15 protein-coding genes and 1 pseudogene are annotated in these 16,579 nt (G+C 63.0%); 9 read left to right on the forward strand and 7 right to left on the reverse strand.

Annotated elements, in window-relative coordinates:
* Positions 1-6: 6 nt before the first annotated feature.
* Entirely contained in the window at positions 7-243 is a 237-nt protein-coding gene (gene rpmB, locus ACIPZF_RS17260; protein ID WP_054894119.1) for a 50S ribosomal protein L28, read from the reverse strand.
* 361 nt (positions 244-604) lie between these two features.
* Between rpmB and ACIPZF_RS17265 the strand changes: the two genes are divergently transcribed.
* Entirely contained in the window at positions 605-2,194 is a 1,590-nt protein-coding gene (locus tag ACIPZF_RS17265; protein WP_400801509.1) for an ABC transporter substrate-binding protein, read from the forward strand.
* 294 nt (positions 2,195-2,488) lie between these two features.
* On the opposite strand, the gene radC is transcribed toward ACIPZF_RS17265, so the two are convergent.
* Positions 2,489-3,169, reverse strand: coding sequence for a DNA repair protein RadC (gene radC / locus ACIPZF_RS17270; protein ID WP_400801511.1), 681 nt, complete (start codon positions 3,167-3,169; stop codon positions 2,489-2,491).
* Positions 3,170-3,298: 129 nt separating this feature from the next.
* Between radC and coaBC the strand changes: the two genes are divergently transcribed.
* From coaBC to argB, 4 genes and pseudogenes are all read left to right on the forward strand, one after another.
* A complete protein-coding gene (gene coaBC, locus ACIPZF_RS17275; protein WP_400801512.1) occupies positions 3,299-4,510 on the forward strand; it encodes a bifunctional phosphopantothenoylcysteine decarboxylase/phosphopantothenate--cysteine ligase CoaBC in 1,212 nt (403 codons plus the stop codon).
* 5 nt (positions 4,511-4,515) lie between these two features.
* Positions 4,516-4,971 (forward strand): dUTP diphosphatase, encoded by a 456-nt coding sequence (dut, locus tag ACIPZF_RS17280; RefSeq protein ID WP_400801514.1) that lies wholly within the window; start codon positions 4,516-4,518, stop codon positions 4,969-4,971.
* A gap of 135 nt (positions 4,972-5,106) precedes the next feature.
* A pseudogene (locus tag ACIPZF_RS17285) lies at positions 5,107-6,480 on the forward strand (phosphomannomutase/phosphoglucomutase); the annotation flags it as partial.
* 30 nt (positions 6,481-6,510) lie between these two features.
* Positions 6,511-7,419 carry an acetylglutamate kinase gene (gene argB, locus ACIPZF_RS17290; protein ID WP_400801516.1) on the forward strand — a complete coding sequence of 303 codons (909 nt, stop codon included), beginning with the start codon at positions 6,511-6,513 and terminating at the stop codon, positions 7,417-7,419.
* A gap of 169 nt (positions 7,420-7,588) precedes the next feature.
* On the opposite strand, the gene pyrE is transcribed toward argB, so the two are convergent.
* Positions 7,589-8,230, reverse strand: a complete 642-nt coding sequence (pyrE, locus tag ACIPZF_RS17295) for an orotate phosphoribosyltransferase (protein ID WP_014861506.1) — start codon at positions 8,228-8,230, stop codon at positions 7,589-7,591.
* An 80-nt stretch (positions 8,231-8,310) separates the two neighbouring features.
* On the opposite strand from pyrE, the gene ACIPZF_RS17300 reads away from it, so the two are divergent.
* The gene (locus ACIPZF_RS17300; protein ID WP_400801518.1) at positions 8,311-9,090 is read left to right on the forward strand and encodes a catabolite repression control protein Crc; all 780 of its coding nucleotides are present in this window, start codon (positions 8,311-8,313) and stop codon (positions 9,088-9,090) included.
* Between the two features lie 61 nt (positions 9,091-9,151).
* Here ACIPZF_RS17300 and rph read toward each other — a convergent pair whose 3' ends face one another.
* The gene (gene rph, locus ACIPZF_RS17305; RefSeq protein WP_400801519.1) at positions 9,152-9,874 is read right to left on the reverse strand and encodes a ribonuclease PH; all 723 of its coding nucleotides are present in this window, start codon (positions 9,872-9,874) and stop codon (positions 9,152-9,154) included.
* A 206-nt stretch (positions 9,875-10,080) separates the two neighbouring features.
* Here rph and ACIPZF_RS17310 point away from each other — a divergent pair, with 206 nt between their 5' ends.
* The gene (locus tag ACIPZF_RS17310; RefSeq protein ID WP_400801521.1) at positions 10,081-10,944 is read left to right on the forward strand and encodes a YicC/YloC family endoribonuclease; all 864 of its coding nucleotides are present in this window, start codon (positions 10,081-10,083) and stop codon (positions 10,942-10,944) included.
* Positions 10,945-10,957: 13 nt separating this feature from the next.
* Positions 10,958-11,578: a guanylate kinase gene (gene gmk / locus ACIPZF_RS17315; protein WP_400801523.1), complete on the forward strand. Its 621-nt coding sequence runs from the start codon at positions 10,958-10,960 to the stop codon at positions 11,576-11,578.
* Between the two features lie 133 nt (positions 11,579-11,711).
* On the opposite strand, the gene ACIPZF_RS17320 is transcribed toward gmk, so the two are convergent.
* The 3 genes from ACIPZF_RS17320 to ACIPZF_RS17330 all read right to left on the reverse strand — a co-directional run bounded on the left by ACIPZF_RS17320 (position 11,712) and on the right by ACIPZF_RS17330 (position 15,461).
* Positions 11,712-13,250 (reverse strand): APC family permease, encoded by a 1,539-nt coding sequence (locus ACIPZF_RS17320; protein WP_400801525.1) that lies wholly within the window; start codon positions 13,248-13,250, stop codon positions 11,712-11,714.
* 113 nt (positions 13,251-13,363) lie between these two features.
* Positions 13,364-14,113 carry a gamma-glutamyl-gamma-aminobutyrate hydrolase family protein gene (locus ACIPZF_RS17325; RefSeq protein ID WP_400801527.1) on the reverse strand — a complete coding sequence of 250 codons (750 nt, stop codon included), beginning with the start codon at positions 14,111-14,113 and terminating at the stop codon, positions 13,364-13,366.
* A 4-nt stretch (positions 14,114-14,117) separates the two neighbouring features.
* The gene (locus tag ACIPZF_RS17330; protein WP_400801611.1) at positions 14,118-15,461 is read right to left on the reverse strand and encodes a glutamine synthetase family protein; all 1,344 of its coding nucleotides are present in this window, start codon (positions 15,459-15,461) and stop codon (positions 14,118-14,120) included.
* A 245-nt stretch (positions 15,462-15,706) separates the two neighbouring features.
* Between ACIPZF_RS17330 and ACIPZF_RS17335 the strand changes: the two genes are divergently transcribed.
* On the forward strand, positions 15,707-16,579 hold the full coding sequence (locus ACIPZF_RS17335) for a LysR family transcriptional regulator (protein WP_400801529.1): 873 nt from the start codon (positions 15,707-15,709) through the stop codon (positions 16,577-16,579).

Raw genomic sequence — 16,579 nt, forward strand, 5'->3', positions numbered from 1 at the left:
TCTCCCTTAGACCTTGGCGCCAGCTTTACGGATGTCAACCAGAACGGCGTCGATGCCGCGCTTGTCGATGATACGCATGCCTTTGGCGGAAACACGCAGACGCACGAAACGGTTCTCGGATTCAACCCAGAAACGGTGGTGCTGCAGGTTCGGCAGGAAACGACGACGGGTTTTGTTGTTTGCGTGGGAAATGTTGTTCCCGGTTACTGGACCCTTACCAGTAACTTGACAGACTCTCGACATGACTCAGCCCTCTAAAACCACATGCCCAACCCGGCATGGGTTGGCCGCTTAATCTCTCAGTCTTTGGCGCCAGGCGCCGTGATTCTGGAGGTCTTATCGACCGGATCCGCTGATGCGACAGGCCGAGCCCCTAGAAAAGAGCGCTGCTTTATACCAGAAAGACTGCGTTGCAACAACAGATGATGAGCATCTGACCGAGACAAATCTTGCGCGGGCAGCATAACGACTAGCTCGGCGTGCTGTCGACCACTCGTCGCCAGCCGGTCGAAAAAGAGGGTAGTCATTTGCCGATTCGCGCACTAGGGTAGGACGTTTCCAGACTGCACCGGCAGATGGGCCACTGATCAGCCAAGGAGCCACCATGCGTGCTGCCGCCCTTTCCTTATTGTTCACCTCGCTGTTTGCCGCAGGCGTTGCCCAGGCTGCCCCGCTCAGCGTCTGCAGCGAAGCCAGCCCCGAGGGCTTTGACGTGGTTCAGTACAACTCGCTGACCACCACCAATGCGTCGGCCGACGTGCTGATGAACCGCCTGGTCGAATTCGACGCCGCGCAAGGCAAGGTCGTACCGAGCCTGGCGCAAAGCTGGACGGTGTCGGCCGACGGCATGGTCTACGACTTCAAGCTGCGCGACGGCGTCAAATTCCACACCACGCCGTACTTCAAGCCCAGCCGCGAACTGAATGCCGATGACGTGCTGTTCAGCTTCCAGCGCATGCTCTACCCCGCCCACGCCTGGCACAAGACGGCTCCGGGTGGCTACCCGCACGCACAGTCGCTGCAGCTGGGCAGCCTGATCAAGTCGATCGAGGCCGCTGACGGCAACACTGTGCGCTTCACCCTGACCCACGCCGACGCCACCTTCCTGGCCACCCTGAGCATGGGCTTCGCCTCGATCTACTCCGCCGAGTATGCTGACAAGCTGCTCAAGGCCGGCACCCCTGAAAAGCTCAACAGCCAGCCGATAGGCACCGGCCCGTTCGTCTTCCAACGCTTCCAGAAGGATGCCGTGGTGCGCTACCGCGCCAATCCCGACTACTTCGACGGCAAGCCGGCGGTTGACCCGCTGATCTTCGCCATCACCACCGATGCCAACGTGCGCCTGCAGAAGCTCAAGCGCGGCGAGTGCCAGGTGGCTCTGTCGCCCAAGCCACTGGACGTCGCCGAGGCAGGCAAGGACGGCAACCTCAAGGTCGCCACCACGCCGGCCTTCATGACCGCCTTCGTCGCCATCAACAGCGAACACCCGCCGCTGGACAAGCCCGAGGTGCGCCAGGCGATCAACCTGGCGTTCGACAAGCAGGCCTACCTCAAGGCCGTGTTCGAAGACACCGCCACCGCGGCCAACGGCCCCTACCCGCCCAACACCTGGAGCTACGCCAAGGACCTGCCTGGCTACCCGCTGGACCTGAAGAAAGCCAAGGCGCTGCTGACCAAGGCCGGTTTGGCCGAAGGTTTCAGCACCACGATCTGGACCCGCCCTTCGGGCAGCCTGCTCAACCCCAACCCGAGCCTGGGCGCCCAGATGCTTCAGGCCGACCTCGGCAAGATCGGCATCAAGGCCGAGATCCGCGTGATCGAATGGGGCGAGCTGATTCGCCGCGCCAAGGCCGGCGAGCATGACCTGCTGTTCATGGGCTGGGCCGGTGACAACGGCGACCCGGACAACTTCCTCAGCCCGCAGTTTTCCTGTGCGGCGGTGAAGTCGGGGACCAACTTCGCGCGGTTCTGCGATAACCGGCTGGATCAGCTGATCAGCGCCGGGCGCACGACCAACGACCAGAGCGTGCGCAGCCGGCTGTACCAGCAGGCGCAGACGTTGATTCAGCAGCAGGCGCTGTGGGTGCCGCTGGCGCATCCGACGGCAGCGACGTTGTTGCGCGATGGGGTCGAGGGGTATCAGGCGAGCCCGTTTGGGCGGTTGGATTTGAGTAAGGTTTCGGTGAAACGTTGATTTGAGGTGCCTGCCTTTGGGTATTTGTTGTCTATGAGATCGAGCGCCGCCCGCGCGGCGCATCGCGAGCAACGCTCGCTCCTACGTTTGTTTCGGGCCAGTAACGTCAGTAACAGACGCGCGCGAACGCCTGGTGTGTACGATTCGATATCGAGTCGTGCACCAAAGCGATCGCGCGCAAATCCCACAGGAATAATTGGCCCGAAACAAACGTAGGAGCGAGCGTTGCTCGCGATGCGCCGCGCGGGCGGCGCTCGATCTCACAGGCGCCACATCTCTCAATAGAGACCTTCGCTAGGCCACAATCCACCCCTGCTCCACCATCGAAAGGGGCTCCCCGTCACCCACGATGATGTGATCGAGCACCCGCACATCGATCAACCCCAGCCCCCGCTTCAGCGACACCGTCAGGTGCACATCATCCTGGCTCGGCTCGCTGTTACCCGAAGGATGGTTGTGGCACAGAATCAATGCCGCAGCGTTGTGCTGCAGCGCCCGCCGCACCACTTCGCGCGGATAGACACTGGCGCGGTCGATGGTGCCCCTGAACAGAATCTCGAAGGCCAGCGGCCTGTGTTTAGTATCCAGAAACAGACAGCCAAACACCTCGCTCGCCTCATGCCGCAGCATGGATTTCAGATAACTGCGCACCGCCGCCGGGCTGTCCATGACCGATTCGCGCTGGATGGTGGTTGCCAAGTGCCGTCGCCCGATCTCCAGCAATGCCTGTAACTGGCTGTATCTCACCGGCCCCAGCCCAAGCTCGCCCACGAAGGCTTCACGACTGGCCTCCAGCAACTGACGCAAGCCACCAAACTTCACCAGAAGCCCTCTCGCCAGTTCCACGACATTGCGCCCTCGGATGCCCGAGCCGAGGAACACCGCCAGTAGCTCAGCGTCAGTAAGGCTCCCTGCCCCACGCAACAATAACTTCTCCCTCGGCCGTTCATCCGCTGGCCACTCCCTGATATTCATCCCTGCTCCTTGGTCCTGCTGTGGCCCGTTTAACCCGTGTGTTAATCTATTTCGCCTCGTACATGCGACGTTGTGCCGCAGGCATTTGTGCAACGTCGCCGCCCGCTCTCACTGGAATAAGGCAAGCCTATGCAGCGGCTGTATCGCAAGCGCATCGTTCTCGGCGTGGGGGGCGGCATTGCCGCCTACAAGAGCGCCGAGCTGATCCGCCGTCTCCTCGAGCACGGCGCGCAGGTGCGCGTCGTCATGACCCGTGGTGGCGCTGAATTCATCACCCCGCTGACCCTGCAGGCGTTGTCCGGCCACCCGGTGCACATGGACCTGCTCGACCCTGCCGCCGAAGCGGCGATGGGCCATATCGAGCTGGCCAAATGGGCCGACCTGGTGCTCATCGCCCCGGCCACCGCCGACCTGATGGCGCGCATGGCCCAAGGCATGGCCGACGACCTGCTGACAACCCTGGTGCTGGCCACCGATGCAACGGTCGCCGTGGCGCCCGCGATGAACCAGGCCATGTGGCGCGACCCGGCGACCCAAGACAACCTTGAACTGCTCAAGAAACGCGGCATCCAGGTCTTCGGGCCGGCCTCCGGCAGCCAGGCCTGCGGCGACGTCGGCCTGGGCCGCATGCTGGAGGCCACCGACCTGGCCTGGTGCGCCGCCGAGAGCTTCAAACGCCAGGCGCTCACCGGCAAACACGTGCTGATCACCGCCGGCCCGACCCAGGAAAACATCGACCCGGTGCGCTACATCACCAATCATAGCTCCGGGAAGATGGGCTTCGCCCTGGCCGAAGCGGCCGCCGAAGCCGGGGCTCGGGTGACCCTCGTCACCGGCCCGGTGCACCTGCAGACGCCCGACCGGGTCAACCGCATCGACGTGGTCAGCGCGCGGGACATGCTCGCCGCCTGCGAAGCCGCCATGCCATGCGACCTGTTCATCGCCTCGGCAGCGGTCGCGGACTACCGCCCAGAAGTGGTTGCCGCGCAAAAGCTCAAGAAGGATCCTACGACCGGCGACGGCATGCTGCTGCAGATGGTGCGCAATCCCGATATCCTTGCCACCATCGCTGGCCGCACCGACCGCCCGTTCAGCGTCGGCTTCGCCGCCGAGACCGAACACCTGCTCGATTACGCCACGCGCAAGCTCAAGGACAAGAACCTCGACCTGATCGTCGCCAATGATGTGGCCAACCCCAGCATCGGCTTCAACAGCGAAGAAAACGCCCTGACCGTGATCGACCGCCAGCAGCACCAGACTCTCTTCGCGCAGACCAGCAAGGGCAAGATCGCCCGGCAACTGGTCGCCTTCATCGCCGAACGGCTCAACAAGGTTCAATAAGTTACATGCACGCTCTTCAAGCCAAGATCCTCGACCCACGCCTGGGCACCGAATTCCCGCTGCCGCAGTACGCCACCCCAGGCTCCGCCGGCCTCGACCTGCGCGCGCTGCTCAAAGAAGACACCGTCCTCGAGCCGGGCCAGACCCTGCTGATCCCCACCGGCCTGTCGATCTACATCGGTGACCCGGGCCTGGCGGCCATGATCCTGCCGCGCTCGGGCCTGGGCCATAAGCACGGCATCGTGCTGGGCAACCTGGTCGGCCTGATCGACTCGGACTACCAGGGCGAGCTGATGGTGTCGTGCTGGAACCGCGGCAATACGCCGTTCACCATCGCCGTTGGCGAGCGCATCGCACAGCTTGTTCTGGTACCTGTGGTCCAAGCGCATTTCGACATCGTCGAGGCCTTCGACGAAAGCCAGCGCGGCACGGGCGGCTTCGGCCACTCCGGCAGCCACTGAGCCGTCCGGCGACCGCTCAGGCCATGGATGGCGAACTCTCTGGCGAAACCATCGTCCAAGCGTTCAGTTTGCGCCTGCCCAGGCAGCCTTTGACTAATGGAGTCTCCAGAGATGAACGACATGGCCCACCTGGTCCCCGCATTGCCCGAGAGCATCTTCCGCGCCTATGACATTCGCGGCGTGGTCGGCAAGACCCTGCATGCCGAGACGGCCTACTGGATTGGCCGTGCCATTGGCGCGCAGACCATCGCCCAGGGCGAACCGCAAATCTCCGTGGGCCGTGACGGCCGCCTGTCCGGCCCGATGTTGGTCGAGCAGCTGATCAACGGCCTGGTGGACGCCGGATGCCAGGTCAGCGACGTCGGCCTGGTGCCGACCCCGGCGCTGTACTATGCCGCCAACGTGCTTGCTGGCAAGTCGGGGGTAATGCTCACTGGCAGCCACAACCCATCGGACTACAACGGGTTCAAGATCGTCATCGCTGGCGATACTTTGGCCAATGAACAAATCCAGGCCCTGCTGACCCGCCTGAAGACCAACGACCTGACCCGCGCCGAAGGCAGCGTGCAGAAGGTCGAGATCCTCGAGCGCTATTATCAGCAGATCGTCGCCGACGTGAAGCTGGCGAAGAAACTCAAAGTGGTGGTGGATTGCGGCAACGGCGCGGCCGGCGTAATCGCGCCACAGCTCATCGAGGCCCTTGGCTGCGAAGTCATCCCGCTGTTCTGCGAGGTGGATGGCAACTTCCCCAACCACCACCCGGACCCGGGCAAGCCGGAAAACCTCGAAGACCTGATCGCCAAGGTCAAGGAAACAGGCGCCGACATTGGCCTGGCCTTCGACGGTGACGGCGACCGCGTCGGCGTGGTGACCAACACCGGCAGCATCGTCTACCCCGACCGCCTGCTGATGCTGTTCGCCCAGGACGTGCTGGCGCGCAACCCCGGCGCCGAGATCATTTTCGACGTCAAATGCACCCGTCGCCTGACCCCGCTGATCGAACAGCACGGCGGCCGCGCGCTAATGTGGAAGACCGGCCATTCGTTGATCAAGAAGAAGATGAAGCAGACCGGCTCGCTGCTGGCCGGCGAGATGAGTGGGCACATCTTCATCAAGGAGCGCTGGTACGGCTTCGACGACGGCATCTACAGCGCCGCGCGCCTGCTGGAGATCCTCAGCAAGGCCGATCAGGACGCCGAAAGCCTGTTCGCCGCGTTCCCGAACGATATTTCCACGCCGGAAATCAACATTGATGTGACCGACGAGGGTAAATTCAGCATCATTGATGCACTGCAACGCGACGCCGACTGGGGCGACGCCAGCCTGACCACCATCGACGGTGTGCGGGTCGACTACGCCCAGGGCTGGGGCCTGGTGCGCGCTTCCAACACCACGCCGGTGCTGGTGCTGCGCTTCGAGGCTGAAAGCGACGCCGAATTGCAACGTATCAAGGATGTTTTCCGCGCGCAGTTGCTGCGGGTTGCCCCTGAGCTGCAACTGCCGTTCTGACCGACTATCTGTTCCTTACAGGAGCCCTGCATGACCCTCGATCGCGATGCCGCTTCCCATGTAGCCGAAGTTTTGTCCGAAGCACTGCCTTACATTCGCCGCTTCGTCGGCAAGACGCTGGTGATCAAGTACGGCGGCAACGCGATGGAGAGCGAAGAGCTCAAGACCGGCTTCGCCCGGGACATCGTGCTGATGAAGGCCGTGGGCATCAACCCGGTGGTCGTGCATGGCGGTGGCCCTCAGATCGGCGACCTGCTCAAGCGCCTGTCGATCGAAAGCCACTTCATCGATGGCATGCGCGTCACTGACGCTGCGACCATGGACGTTGTTGAGATGGTCCTGGGTGGCCAGGTCAACAAGGACATCGTCAACCTGATCAACCGCCACGGTGGCAGCGCCATCGGCCTGACCGGCAAGGACGCGGAGCTGATCCGCGCCAGAAAGCTCACCGTGAGCCGCCAGACACCAGAGATGACCCAACCGGAAATCATCGACATCGGCCACGTCGGCGAAGTAGTCAGCGTCAACACCGACCTGCTGAACATGCTGGTGAAGGGCGATTTCATCCCGGTGATCGCGCCAATCGGCGTGGGCGCCAACGGTGAGTCGTACAACATTAACGCCGACCTGGTGGCGGGCAAGGTTGCCGAAGCGCTGAAGGCTGAAAAGCTGATGCTGCTGACCAACATCGCCGGCCTGATGGACAAGCAGGGCCAGGTCCTGACCGGCCTGACCACCGAGCAGGTCAACGAACTGATCGCCGACGGCACCATCTACGGTGGCATGTTGCCGAAGATCAAGTGTGCGCTGGATGCAGTCCAGGGCGGCGTGACAACCTCGCACATCATCGACGGCCGCGTGCCGAATGCGGTGCTGCTGGAGATCTTCACCGACAGCGGTGTGGGTACCCTGATCAGTAACCGCAAGCGGCACGGATAACCTGATCCGGCCTCTTCGCGGGGCAAGCCCGCTCCCACAGGATATGCACCAGGCCTGAGGGTAGTGGTGTACTTGTGGGAGCGGGCTTGCCCCGCGAAAGGGCCGGTACAGGCGATACAAAAAAGGCGACCTTCTCCAGAAGGTCGCCTTTTGCATTACCAAGCCAGGATCAGATCCCGTACTGTGCCCGGTACGCCTCAACAGCCGGCAAGTGCTGCTTGAGCTGCGGATCATCGGCCAAAAACTCCAGCACCTGGGTCAGCGAAACGATGCTGACCACCGGAATACCAAAGTCGCGCTCCACTTCCTGGATCGCCGACAGCTCGCCATTGCCGCGCTCTTCGCGGTTCAGCGCGATCAGCACGCCAGCGGCCTTGGCCTGCTGAGCGTTGATGATCTGCATGACTTCGCGGATGGCGGTACCGGCGGTGATCACGTCGTCGATGATCAGCACCTCACCGGCCAGCGGCGCGCCGACCAGGCTGCCGCCTTCGCCGTGATCCTTGGCTTCCTTGCGGTTGAAGCACCACGGCACGTCGAGCTGGTGTTGGTCGGCCAGAGCCACTGCGGTGGTCGCCGCCAGGGGAATACCCTTGTAGGCCGGGCCGAACAGCACGTCGAACGGGATCTTGCTGTCGACGATGGCTGCCGCGTAGCAGCGCCCCAGCTCAGCCAGGGCGGAACCGGTGTTGAACAGGCCGGCATTGAAGAAATATGGGCTGGTACGCCCCGATTTCAGGGTGAATTCACCGAAGCGCAGCACGCCGCGATCGATGGCAAAACGGATGAAGTCGCGCTGATACGGCTGCATGTAAGGTCCCGGACACCACGGATTTAGCTAAATGGGTTGAGCTCGGGTATCATACACGCACGAGATTTTTGGGGCCATTTATGCGGATCATCAGTGTGAACGTGAATGGCATTCAGGCTGCGGCCGAGCGTGGTTTGCTCAGCTGGTTGCAAGCCCAGAATGCCGACGTCATCTGCCTTCAGGATACCCGCGCCTCGGCCTTTGAACTCGACGACCCAGCTTTCCAGCTCGATGGCTATTTCCTTTATGCCTGCGACGCGGAGGTGCCCGCCCAAGGTGGCGTGGCACTTTACTCGCGCATGCAGCCCAAGGCAGTCATCACCGGCCTGGGCTTCGAGACAGCCGACCGCTACGGGCGTTATCTGCAAGCAGATTTCGACAAAGTCAGTATTGCCAGCCTGCTGCTGCCTTCGGGCATGAACGGCGACGAAGACTTGAACCAGAAATTCAAGTTGATGGACGACTTCGGCAAGTACCTGGACAAGCAGCGCCGCAAGCGCCGCGAGTACATTTACTGCGGCTCGTTCTACGTGGCGCAGCAAAAGCTCGACATCAAGAACTGGCGTGACAGCCAGCAGTCGCCGGGCTTCCTGGCGCCGGAGCGGGCCTGGATGGACGCAATCACCGGCGAGATGGGCTACGTCGATGCCCTGCGCGAAGTCAGCCGTGAAGGCGACCAGTACAGCTGGTGGCCGGACAACGAGCAGGCCGAGATGCTCAACCTGGGCTACCGGTTCGACTACCAGATCCTCACGCCAGGCCTGCGCCGCTTCGTGCGCAATGCCCGCCTGCCGCGTCAGCCGCGCTTCTCGCAACATGCGCCGCTGATCGTCGACTATGACTGGACGTTGACCATCTGAATGCTATTCAGACACAAAAAAGCCGACATCACTGTCGGCTTTTTCGTATCTGCACGAGCGATCAGTCGGCCAGCGCGGCCTGCTGCAGCTCGAAGAGCTCGTTCATGCCTTTTTGCGCCAGCGCCAGCATGGCGTTGAAGTCTTCAGGCTGGAACGGCGCACCTTCAGCGGTGCCTTGCACTTCGATGAAACCACCGGCGCTGGTCATGACCACGTTCAGGTCGGTCTCGGCGGCGGAGTCTTCCAGGTAGTCGAGGTCGAGCACCGCTTCGCCCTGGTACATGCCCACCGACACTGCGGCGATCATGTGCTTGAGCGGGTTGCCGGCCTTGAGGCCGCCGCGCTTCTTGATCACTGCCAGGGCATCGACCAGCGCGACCATGGCACCGGTGATCGATGCGGTGCGGGTGCCGCCATCGGCCTGAATCACGTCGCAGTCGATGTACAGGGTGATGTCACCGAGTTTGCTCATGTCCAGCGCGGCACGCAGCGAGCGGCCGATCAGACGCTGGATTTCCAGGGTGCGGCCACCCTGCTTGCCACGGCTGGCTTCACGCTGGTTACGCTCGCCAGTGGAACGCGGCAGCATGCCGTACTCGGCGGTCAGCCAGCCTTGGCCCTGGCCTTTGAGGAAGCGCGGCACGCCGTTCTCGACGCTGACCGTGCAGATGACCTTGGTGTCACCGAACTCGACCAGTACCGACCCTTCGGCGTGCTTGGTGTAGTTGCGGGTGATGCGGATCGAGCGGAGCTGATCGGCGGCGCGACCACTTGGACGTTTCATCTGGGATACCTGTACTGGGACTTTGAATCTGCCCAGCATTATAGAGCCCGCTGCCCGCAGAGGACATGCCTATTGTCGCGCCCTCGGCAGCCCGTCGCTTTTTCTGACCCGCAAGCAGGCGCTCGGTAACATGGTCGGATTGGGCGCCGGGGGGCGCACTGCGCTACAATCCCGCGCCTTCCATTCAATTACGCGAGGTACTCTCCATGGTGCACAGCATGACCGCTTTTGCTCGTGTCGAGCGCGCCGGCAGCCAAGGCACCCTGGTCTGGGAACTGCGCTCGGTCAACCACCGCTACCTCGAACCGCACCTGCGCCTGCACGACGCCCTGCGCGACCTCGAAGGCGCTGTGCGTGAAGGCCTGCGCCAGGGCCTGTCGCGGGGCAAGGTCGAATGTACCCTGCGCCTGCACGAAGACAGCAACGGCAAACCGCTGAAGGTCGACCGCGAGCGCGCCGCGCAGCTGGTCGCCGCCGCCGAACAAGTGGCTGGCCTGATCAAGCAGCCAGCGCCGCTCAACCCGCTGGAAGTGCTGTCCTGGCCAGGCGTGCTGGTGGCCGACGCCAGCGACCCACAAGCGCTCAACGCCGAAGCCTTGGCACTGTTCGACGAAGCCCTGGCCGAACTCAAGGCCGGGCGCCAGCGCGAAGGCCAGGAGTTGGCCCGGCTGATCAACGAGCGCCTGGACAACATGGCCACCGAAGTCACCACCCTGCGCGCCCTGGTGCCGCAGATGCTGGCGGCCCAACGACAGAAGATCATCGACCGCTTCGGCGACCTCAAGGCCGAGCTCGACCCGCAGCGCCTGGAGCAGGAGATGGTGCTGCTGGCGCAGAAGAGCGACGTTGCCGAGGAACTCGACCGCCTCAGCACCCACGTCAACGAAGTGCGCCGGGTGCTCAAGTCCGGCGGCGCCGCCGGGCGGCGCCTGGACTTCCTGATGCAGGAACTCAACCGCGAAGCCAACACCTTGGGCTCCAAGGCCTTCGACCCGCGTAGCACGCAAGCGGCGGTCAACCTGAAGGTGCTGATCGAACAAATGCGTGAACAAGTACAGAACATCGAGTAAGGCCACCCCGACCATGAATCACAGCAGCGGCACCCTCTATATCGTTTCGGCACCTTCGGGTGCCGGCAAGACCAGCCTGGTCACCGCCCTGACCAAGGACGACCAGCAGATCCGCGTCTCGGTCTCGCACACCACCCGCGCCATGCGCCCGGGTGAGCAACACGGGGTGAACTACCACTTCGTCGTTCACGAGGAATTCAAGGCACTGATCGAACAAGGTGATTTCCTCGAGCATGCCGAAGTGTTCGGCAATTTCTACGGCACCTCGCGCAGCGCGCTGCAGCAGACCCTCGACCAGGGCTTCGACATGATCCTGGAAATCGACTGGCAAGGCGCCCAGCAAGTACGCAAGCTGATGCCCGAAGCACTGTCGGTATTCATCCTGCCGCCGAGCCAGGAAGCCCTGCGCCAGCGCCTGGATGGCCGTGGCCAGGACAGCGAAGAGATCATCGCCGGGCGCATGAAAGAAGCGGTCAGCGAGATGGTGCACTACGACGAGTACGACTACGTCATCATCAACGATGACTTCGGCGTGGCGTTGGAGGAGTTGAAGGCGGTGTTCGTGGCCAACCGCTTGCTGCTGAAGAAGCAGCAGCAGCGCAATAGCGGGCTGCTGAAAGAACTGCTTGCCTGATTAGTTATTGGGGCCGCTTTGCGGCCCTTCGCGGGCAAGCCCGCTCCCACAAGAACAGCACAAGCCTTCCGGGCAATGACTTACCTGTGGGAGCTGGCTCGCCCGCGAAGGGCTGCAAAGCAGCCCCAATGACTTATTCCTGCAGCTGCAGAGTTGCCTGCTGACGCAGGGTAGCCCCCAGGAAGTAAGCCGGCGCGCGCATCCGCGACAGCATCATCAGCACGATCCCCAGTGCCGAGATGATCGCCGCAATCACGAATACCAAGCCCAATCCGCCCACATGCGAGCCACTGCCGAAGTCCGGCGAGGCGCTGTCGATGGCGGTGCGCACGAAGATCACCGACAAAATCACCCCACCCACCAGCGGGCACAGGCCGCGCATGAAGAAGTGGCGCAGGCTGGCGAACAGGCTGTGGCGGAAGTACCAGACGCAAGCGAACGCGGTCAGCGAATAATAAAAGCAGATCATCATGCCCAGCGCGGTGATGGTGTCCGCCAGCACGTTCTCGCTCAGGCTGCGCATGGTCACGTAGAACAGGCCCGCCGCTACCCCGGCGCAGATGGTCGCGTAGCGAGGCGTCTGTGAACGCGGGCAAACACTGGCGAACTTCTGTGGAACCGCACCGTAGTAGCCCATGGCAAGCAACGTGCGCGCTGGCGAAACGAAGGTCGACTGCAGCGATGCGGCGGTGCTGGCCAGCACGGCGATCGACATCAGGATTGCCAGCGGCCCCATCACCGGCCCGGCCAGGTGGGCGAAGACGTTCTCCTGGATGCGCGGGTTGTTAAGCCCCAGGCCATGTTCGCTAATGCCGGCAAACTGCAGGGTGGCGATGGCAGTGACCAGGTACAGGCCAAGGATCAGCAGTACGGTCCAGGTCGCGGCCTTGCCCGGCACTTCATCGCTGCCGATGGATTCTTCGCTGACGGTCAAGCACACGTCCCAGCCCCAGAAGATGAAGATCGACAGTGACAGGCCAGCAGCGAAGGCCGAGAACGACTCGACACCGAATGGGTTGAACCAGGCCAGATCGAACGCCAGCGGCGGTGGGGCGGTGGTCTCGCTGAAGGCAGCGAAGGCAAAGCCGATCAGCACCAACAGCTGTAACGCCACCAGGCCATATTGCACGGTCATCGTAGTAGCCATGCCACGGCAACAGATCCACACCGCCATGGCGATGAACACGCAGCAGGTGGTGATGTTGATCAATAAATTGTCCGCCAGGGCCGCCAGCTCAGGGCTGCCGGTGATTTGACTGAGGAACAGGTAGAAGAAGTCGACGGCGACACCTGCGAGGTTGGACAACACGATGGTGGTGGCAACGACCAAGCCCCAACCGCCGATCCAGCCAATCATCGGGCCGAACGCACGGGCCGACCAGGTAAAGGACGTGCCGCTGTCCGGCTCTGCCGAGTTCAGCTCGCGGTAGCCCAGGGCGACCAGCAGCATGGGCAGGAAACCGACGATGAACACGGCCGGAAGGTGAGCACCGACCTCCCGCACGGTGGGGCCAAGGGCGCCGGTCAGGGTGTAGACCGGGGCGATCGTGGAAATGCCCAGCACCACGCTGGCCAACAGGCCGAGGCGGCCCTTGGCCAGGCCTTTGCTGCGCTGTGTGCTGCCCGAGTCGGCCGCATCGGGTGGGCGGCCGGCTTCTGTGTAATTGCTCATGAGTATTTGCCGTAACTATTGGAATTGTTGTCACAGGCCTTGCGAACAAGGCGCTTTCACTCATTGAAAGCTTGCGAATCGGTGTTGGTCATCCAAGACCTTCGGGTAAGACCCTACCGTGCAGCATGGGCAATGCAGGCCTCGCGAAACGCCTGGAAAAGGCGCAGCGAGACCGGGTTGTCGGCAAAACGCCATTCCGGGTGCCACTGCACGCCGAGCACAAAGCCCGGCGCATCAGGCATCGACACCGCTTCGATCAGGCCATCCGGGGCCCGTGCCTCGACACGCAGGCCAGGGGCCAGGCGGTCGATGCCCTGGCTGTGCAGCGAGTTGACCTCGAACTGCGCAGCCAGGCCCAGGCGCTCGAACACCCCGCCAGGCGCAATGCCGACGGGGTGACGAGGGCCGTATTGCACCTCCAGGGGTGCGTCCTCAGGTTCTCGGTGGTCCAGGTAGCCGGGCAGTTCCTGCACACGCTGGTGCAGGCTGCCGCCAAGGGCCACATTCAATTCCTGGAAACCACGGCAGATGCAGAACACCGGCACACCGGCGTCTATGGCCGCCTGCAGCAGCGGCAGGGTCAGGCGGTCACGTGCAAGGTCGTGCCGGGTCCCTTCCGCGCTGGGGGCGCCATTGTAATGATGCGGCTCGACATTTGAAGGCGAGCCGGTAAAAAGAATGCCGTCGAGCCTGGCCAACAGCGCCTGCGTGTCGCTGCCGCCATCGCGGGCCGGCAGGATCAGCGGCAGCCCGGCAAAACCGGCGGCCTCCACATACTTGTCGCCCACCGTGTGCGACGAGTTCTTCCCCACCTGCTGACGACAGGCGCTGACACCGATCAAGGGGACCGCAGTTGCGCTCATGGGCTTACACCGTGTGCAGGTACCAGTTGTACTCGAGGTCGGAAATCGACACTTCGAACTCGGCCAGTTCGCTTTCCTTGCAGGCCACGAAGATATCGATGTAGTCCGGGCTGATGTATTGGTTGAGCACTTCGCTGTCATCCAGCGCGCGCAGGGCGTCGCGCAGGTTGTTTGGCAGGCTCTGTTCCAGCTGCTCGTAGGAATTGCCTTCGATTGGCGCGCCAGGCTCGACCTTGCTGGTCAGGCCGTGGTGGATGCCGGCCAGAATCGCCGCGAGCATCAAGTATGGGTTGGCGTCAGCGCCGGCCACGCGGTGCTCGATGCGCACGTTTTCGCTGCTGTCGGTCGGCACGCGAACGGCCACGGTACGGTTGTCCAGGCCCCAGCTCGGCGCATTCGGTACGTAGAACTGCGCGCCAAAGCGGCGGTACGAGTTGATGTTCGGGCAGAGGAAAGCCATCGACGCCGGCATGGTTTCCAGCACACCGCCGATGGCGTGGCGCAGGGCATCGCTTTGCAGCGGGTCTTCATGGCTGAAGATGTTCTTGCCGGTTTTCTTGTCCAGCAGCGAGATATGTACGTGCAGGCCGTTGCCTGCCTGGCCCGGGTAGGGCTTGGCCATGAAGGTGGTGTCCATTTCATGGTCGTAGGCGACGTTCTTGATCAGGCGCTTGAGCAGAATCGCGTAGTCGCACGCCTTGAGCGGGTCGGCGACGTGATGCAGGTTGACCTCGAACTGCGCCGGGGCACTTTCCTTGACGATGGCGTCGGCCGGCAGGCCCTGCTCCTTGGCCGCTTCCAGCATGTCCTGCAGGCAGTCGGCGTATTCGTCGAGGTCGTCGATCAGGTACACCTGGGTCGACTGCGGGCGCTTGCCGGAAATGGGTGAACGCGGCGGCTGCGGGCGGCCGTTGAGGTTGTCCTGGTCGATCAGGTAGAACTCCAGCTCGAACGCGGCGCAGATATCCAGGCCAAGGTCGTCGAACTTGCTCACCACCTGGCGCAGCACCTCGCGCGGGTCGGCGAAAAACGGTTCGCCTTCGAGCTCGTGCATGGTCATCAGCAACTGGGCGGTGGGGCGCTTCTGCCAGGGCTCGTTGCACAGCGTGCCGGGGATGGGATAGCAGATGCGGTCGGCATCGCCAATGTCCAGGCCCAGGCCAGTGCTTTCAACGGTGGAGCCGTTGATATCGAGCGCGAACAACGACGCCGGCAGGTTGATCCCCTTCTCGTACACCTTGTGCAGGCTGGCCCGCTCGATGCGCTTGCCGCGTACCACGCCGTTCATGTCGGAAATCAGCAAATCGACGTACTGGGTGTCCGGATGGGCCTGGAGGAAGTCTTTCATCTCGCTGGAAGAACTGGCGCACGGGGTGACCGACGTCATGGTGTACATCCTTTGATTTGCTGCGGCGATGTGGGGATACGGCTGGCGCCTCACGGGCGACGATGGTTGCAACTGTTGTTCTTTTTAACTTTCCCATCGTGGGGATTGGTTGCCCGACCGGGCGCATTGATTCCCAGGGGCGGTTCCACTATAAAATGGCCTCTACGCAACAGACATTGGCATTTCGGCAAGCAGAGCGTGCACCAATGCAATATCAGATCACCCATGCCGACCTTTCCCTGGTCCTGGCCCTGGAACGCGGCCGCTCGCTGGCAAAGGCCGCCGAACTGCTCAAGGTCGATGTTTCGACCGTGTTCCGTTCGATCCGCCGGCTTGAATCGGCCCTTGGCACCGCGCTGTTCGTCAAGAGCCGCAAAGGCTACCTGCCGACCGACACCGCCCAGGCGTTGGCCGAGCAGGCCGAACGTGCCGAGCAGGCGCTGGATGCCGCGCGCATCGCCATGAGCAGTGGCGAGCAGGTGGTCAGCGGTACCGTTCGTCTGACCTGTACCGAAGCGGTGATGCACAGCCTGCTGCTGCCGGCACTGGCCGAGTTCATGCCCAACTACCCGGCGCTGTCGCTGGAAATGGGCACCTCCAATACCTTCGCCAACCTCAGCCGGCGCGATGCCGACATCGCCCTGCGGCTGACCAATACACCGCCGGAACACCTGGTCGGACGCTGCCTGGGCTCTACTTCCTACGTAATCTGTGGCCAACCGCAATGGCGCGAGCGCCTGGCCGAGGCGCACACTAGCGTGCCGTGGATCGCCCCTGACGACTCGATGCAGGACCATCCCACCGTGGTCTGGCGCAACCAGCAGTATCCAGGGCTGAGCCCGCGCTACCAGTGCAGCAGCATGTCGACCATCGCTCAGCTGGTGAGCACCGGGCTTGGCGTGGCGGCGTTGCCTGACTACATGGTGCATGCCCTGCCCGGCGTCGATGCGCTGAGCGGGCCGCTGGCCGGGTGCGACACGCAGCTATGGCTGCTGACCCGGCCGGATTGCCGGGCGTTGCGCTCGGTGCAGACGTTGTTCGAGGAATTGACCCCGCGGTTGCGTGGCGCGATGCTCTGA

Origin of the sequence: Pseudomonas sp. NPDC089752, assembly GCF_044748725.1 — a bacterium.
GTDB lineage: Bacteria > Pseudomonadota > Gammaproteobacteria > Pseudomonadales > Pseudomonadaceae > Aquipseudomonas.

Coding starts and splice junctions, on each gene's coding strand:
- rpmB (WP_054894119.1), bottom strand. CDS start 243: ATGTCGAGAGTCTGTCAAGTTACTGGTAAGGGTCCAGTAACCGGGAAC.
- ACIPZF_RS17265 (WP_400801509.1), top strand. CDS start 605: ATGCGTGCTGCCGCCCTTTCCTTATTGTTCACCTCGCTGTTTGCCGCA.
- radC (WP_400801511.1), bottom strand. CDS start 3,169: ATGAATATCAGGGAGTGGCCAGCGGATGAACGGCCGAGGGAGAAGTTA.
- coaBC (WP_400801512.1), top strand. CDS start 3,299: ATGCAGCGGCTGTATCGCAAGCGCATCGTTCTCGGCGTGGGGGGCGGC.
- dut (WP_400801514.1), top strand. CDS start 4,516: ATGCACGCTCTTCAAGCCAAGATCCTCGACCCACGCCTGGGCACCGAA.
- argB (WP_400801516.1), top strand. CDS start 6,511: ATGACCCTCGATCGCGATGCCGCTTCCCATGTAGCCGAAGTTTTGTCC.
- pyrE (WP_014861506.1), bottom strand. CDS start 8,230: ATGCAGCCGTATCAGCGCGACTTCATCCGTTTTGCCATCGATCGCGGC.
- ACIPZF_RS17300 (WP_400801518.1), top strand. CDS start 8,311: ATGCGGATCATCAGTGTGAACGTGAATGGCATTCAGGCTGCGGCCGAG.
- rph (WP_400801519.1), bottom strand. CDS start 9,874: ATGAAACGTCCAAGTGGTCGCGCCGCCGATCAGCTCCGCTCGATCCGC.
- ACIPZF_RS17310 (WP_400801521.1), top strand. CDS start 10,081: ATGGTGCACAGCATGACCGCTTTTGCTCGTGTCGAGCGCGCCGGCAGC.
- gmk (WP_400801523.1), top strand. CDS start 10,958: ATGAATCACAGCAGCGGCACCCTCTATATCGTTTCGGCACCTTCGGGT.
- ACIPZF_RS17320 (WP_400801525.1), bottom strand. CDS start 13,250: ATGAGCAATTACACAGAAGCCGGCCGCCCACCCGATGCGGCCGACTCG.
- ACIPZF_RS17325 (WP_400801527.1), bottom strand. CDS start 14,113: ATGAGCGCAACTGCGGTCCCCTTGATCGGTGTCAGCGCCTGTCGTCAG.
- ACIPZF_RS17330 (WP_400801611.1), bottom strand. CDS start 15,461: ATGAAAGACTTCCTCCAGGCCCATCCGGACACCCAGTACGTCGATTTG.
- ACIPZF_RS17335 (WP_400801529.1), top strand. CDS start 15,707: ATGCAATATCAGATCACCCATGCCGACCTTTCCCTGGTCCTGGCCCTG.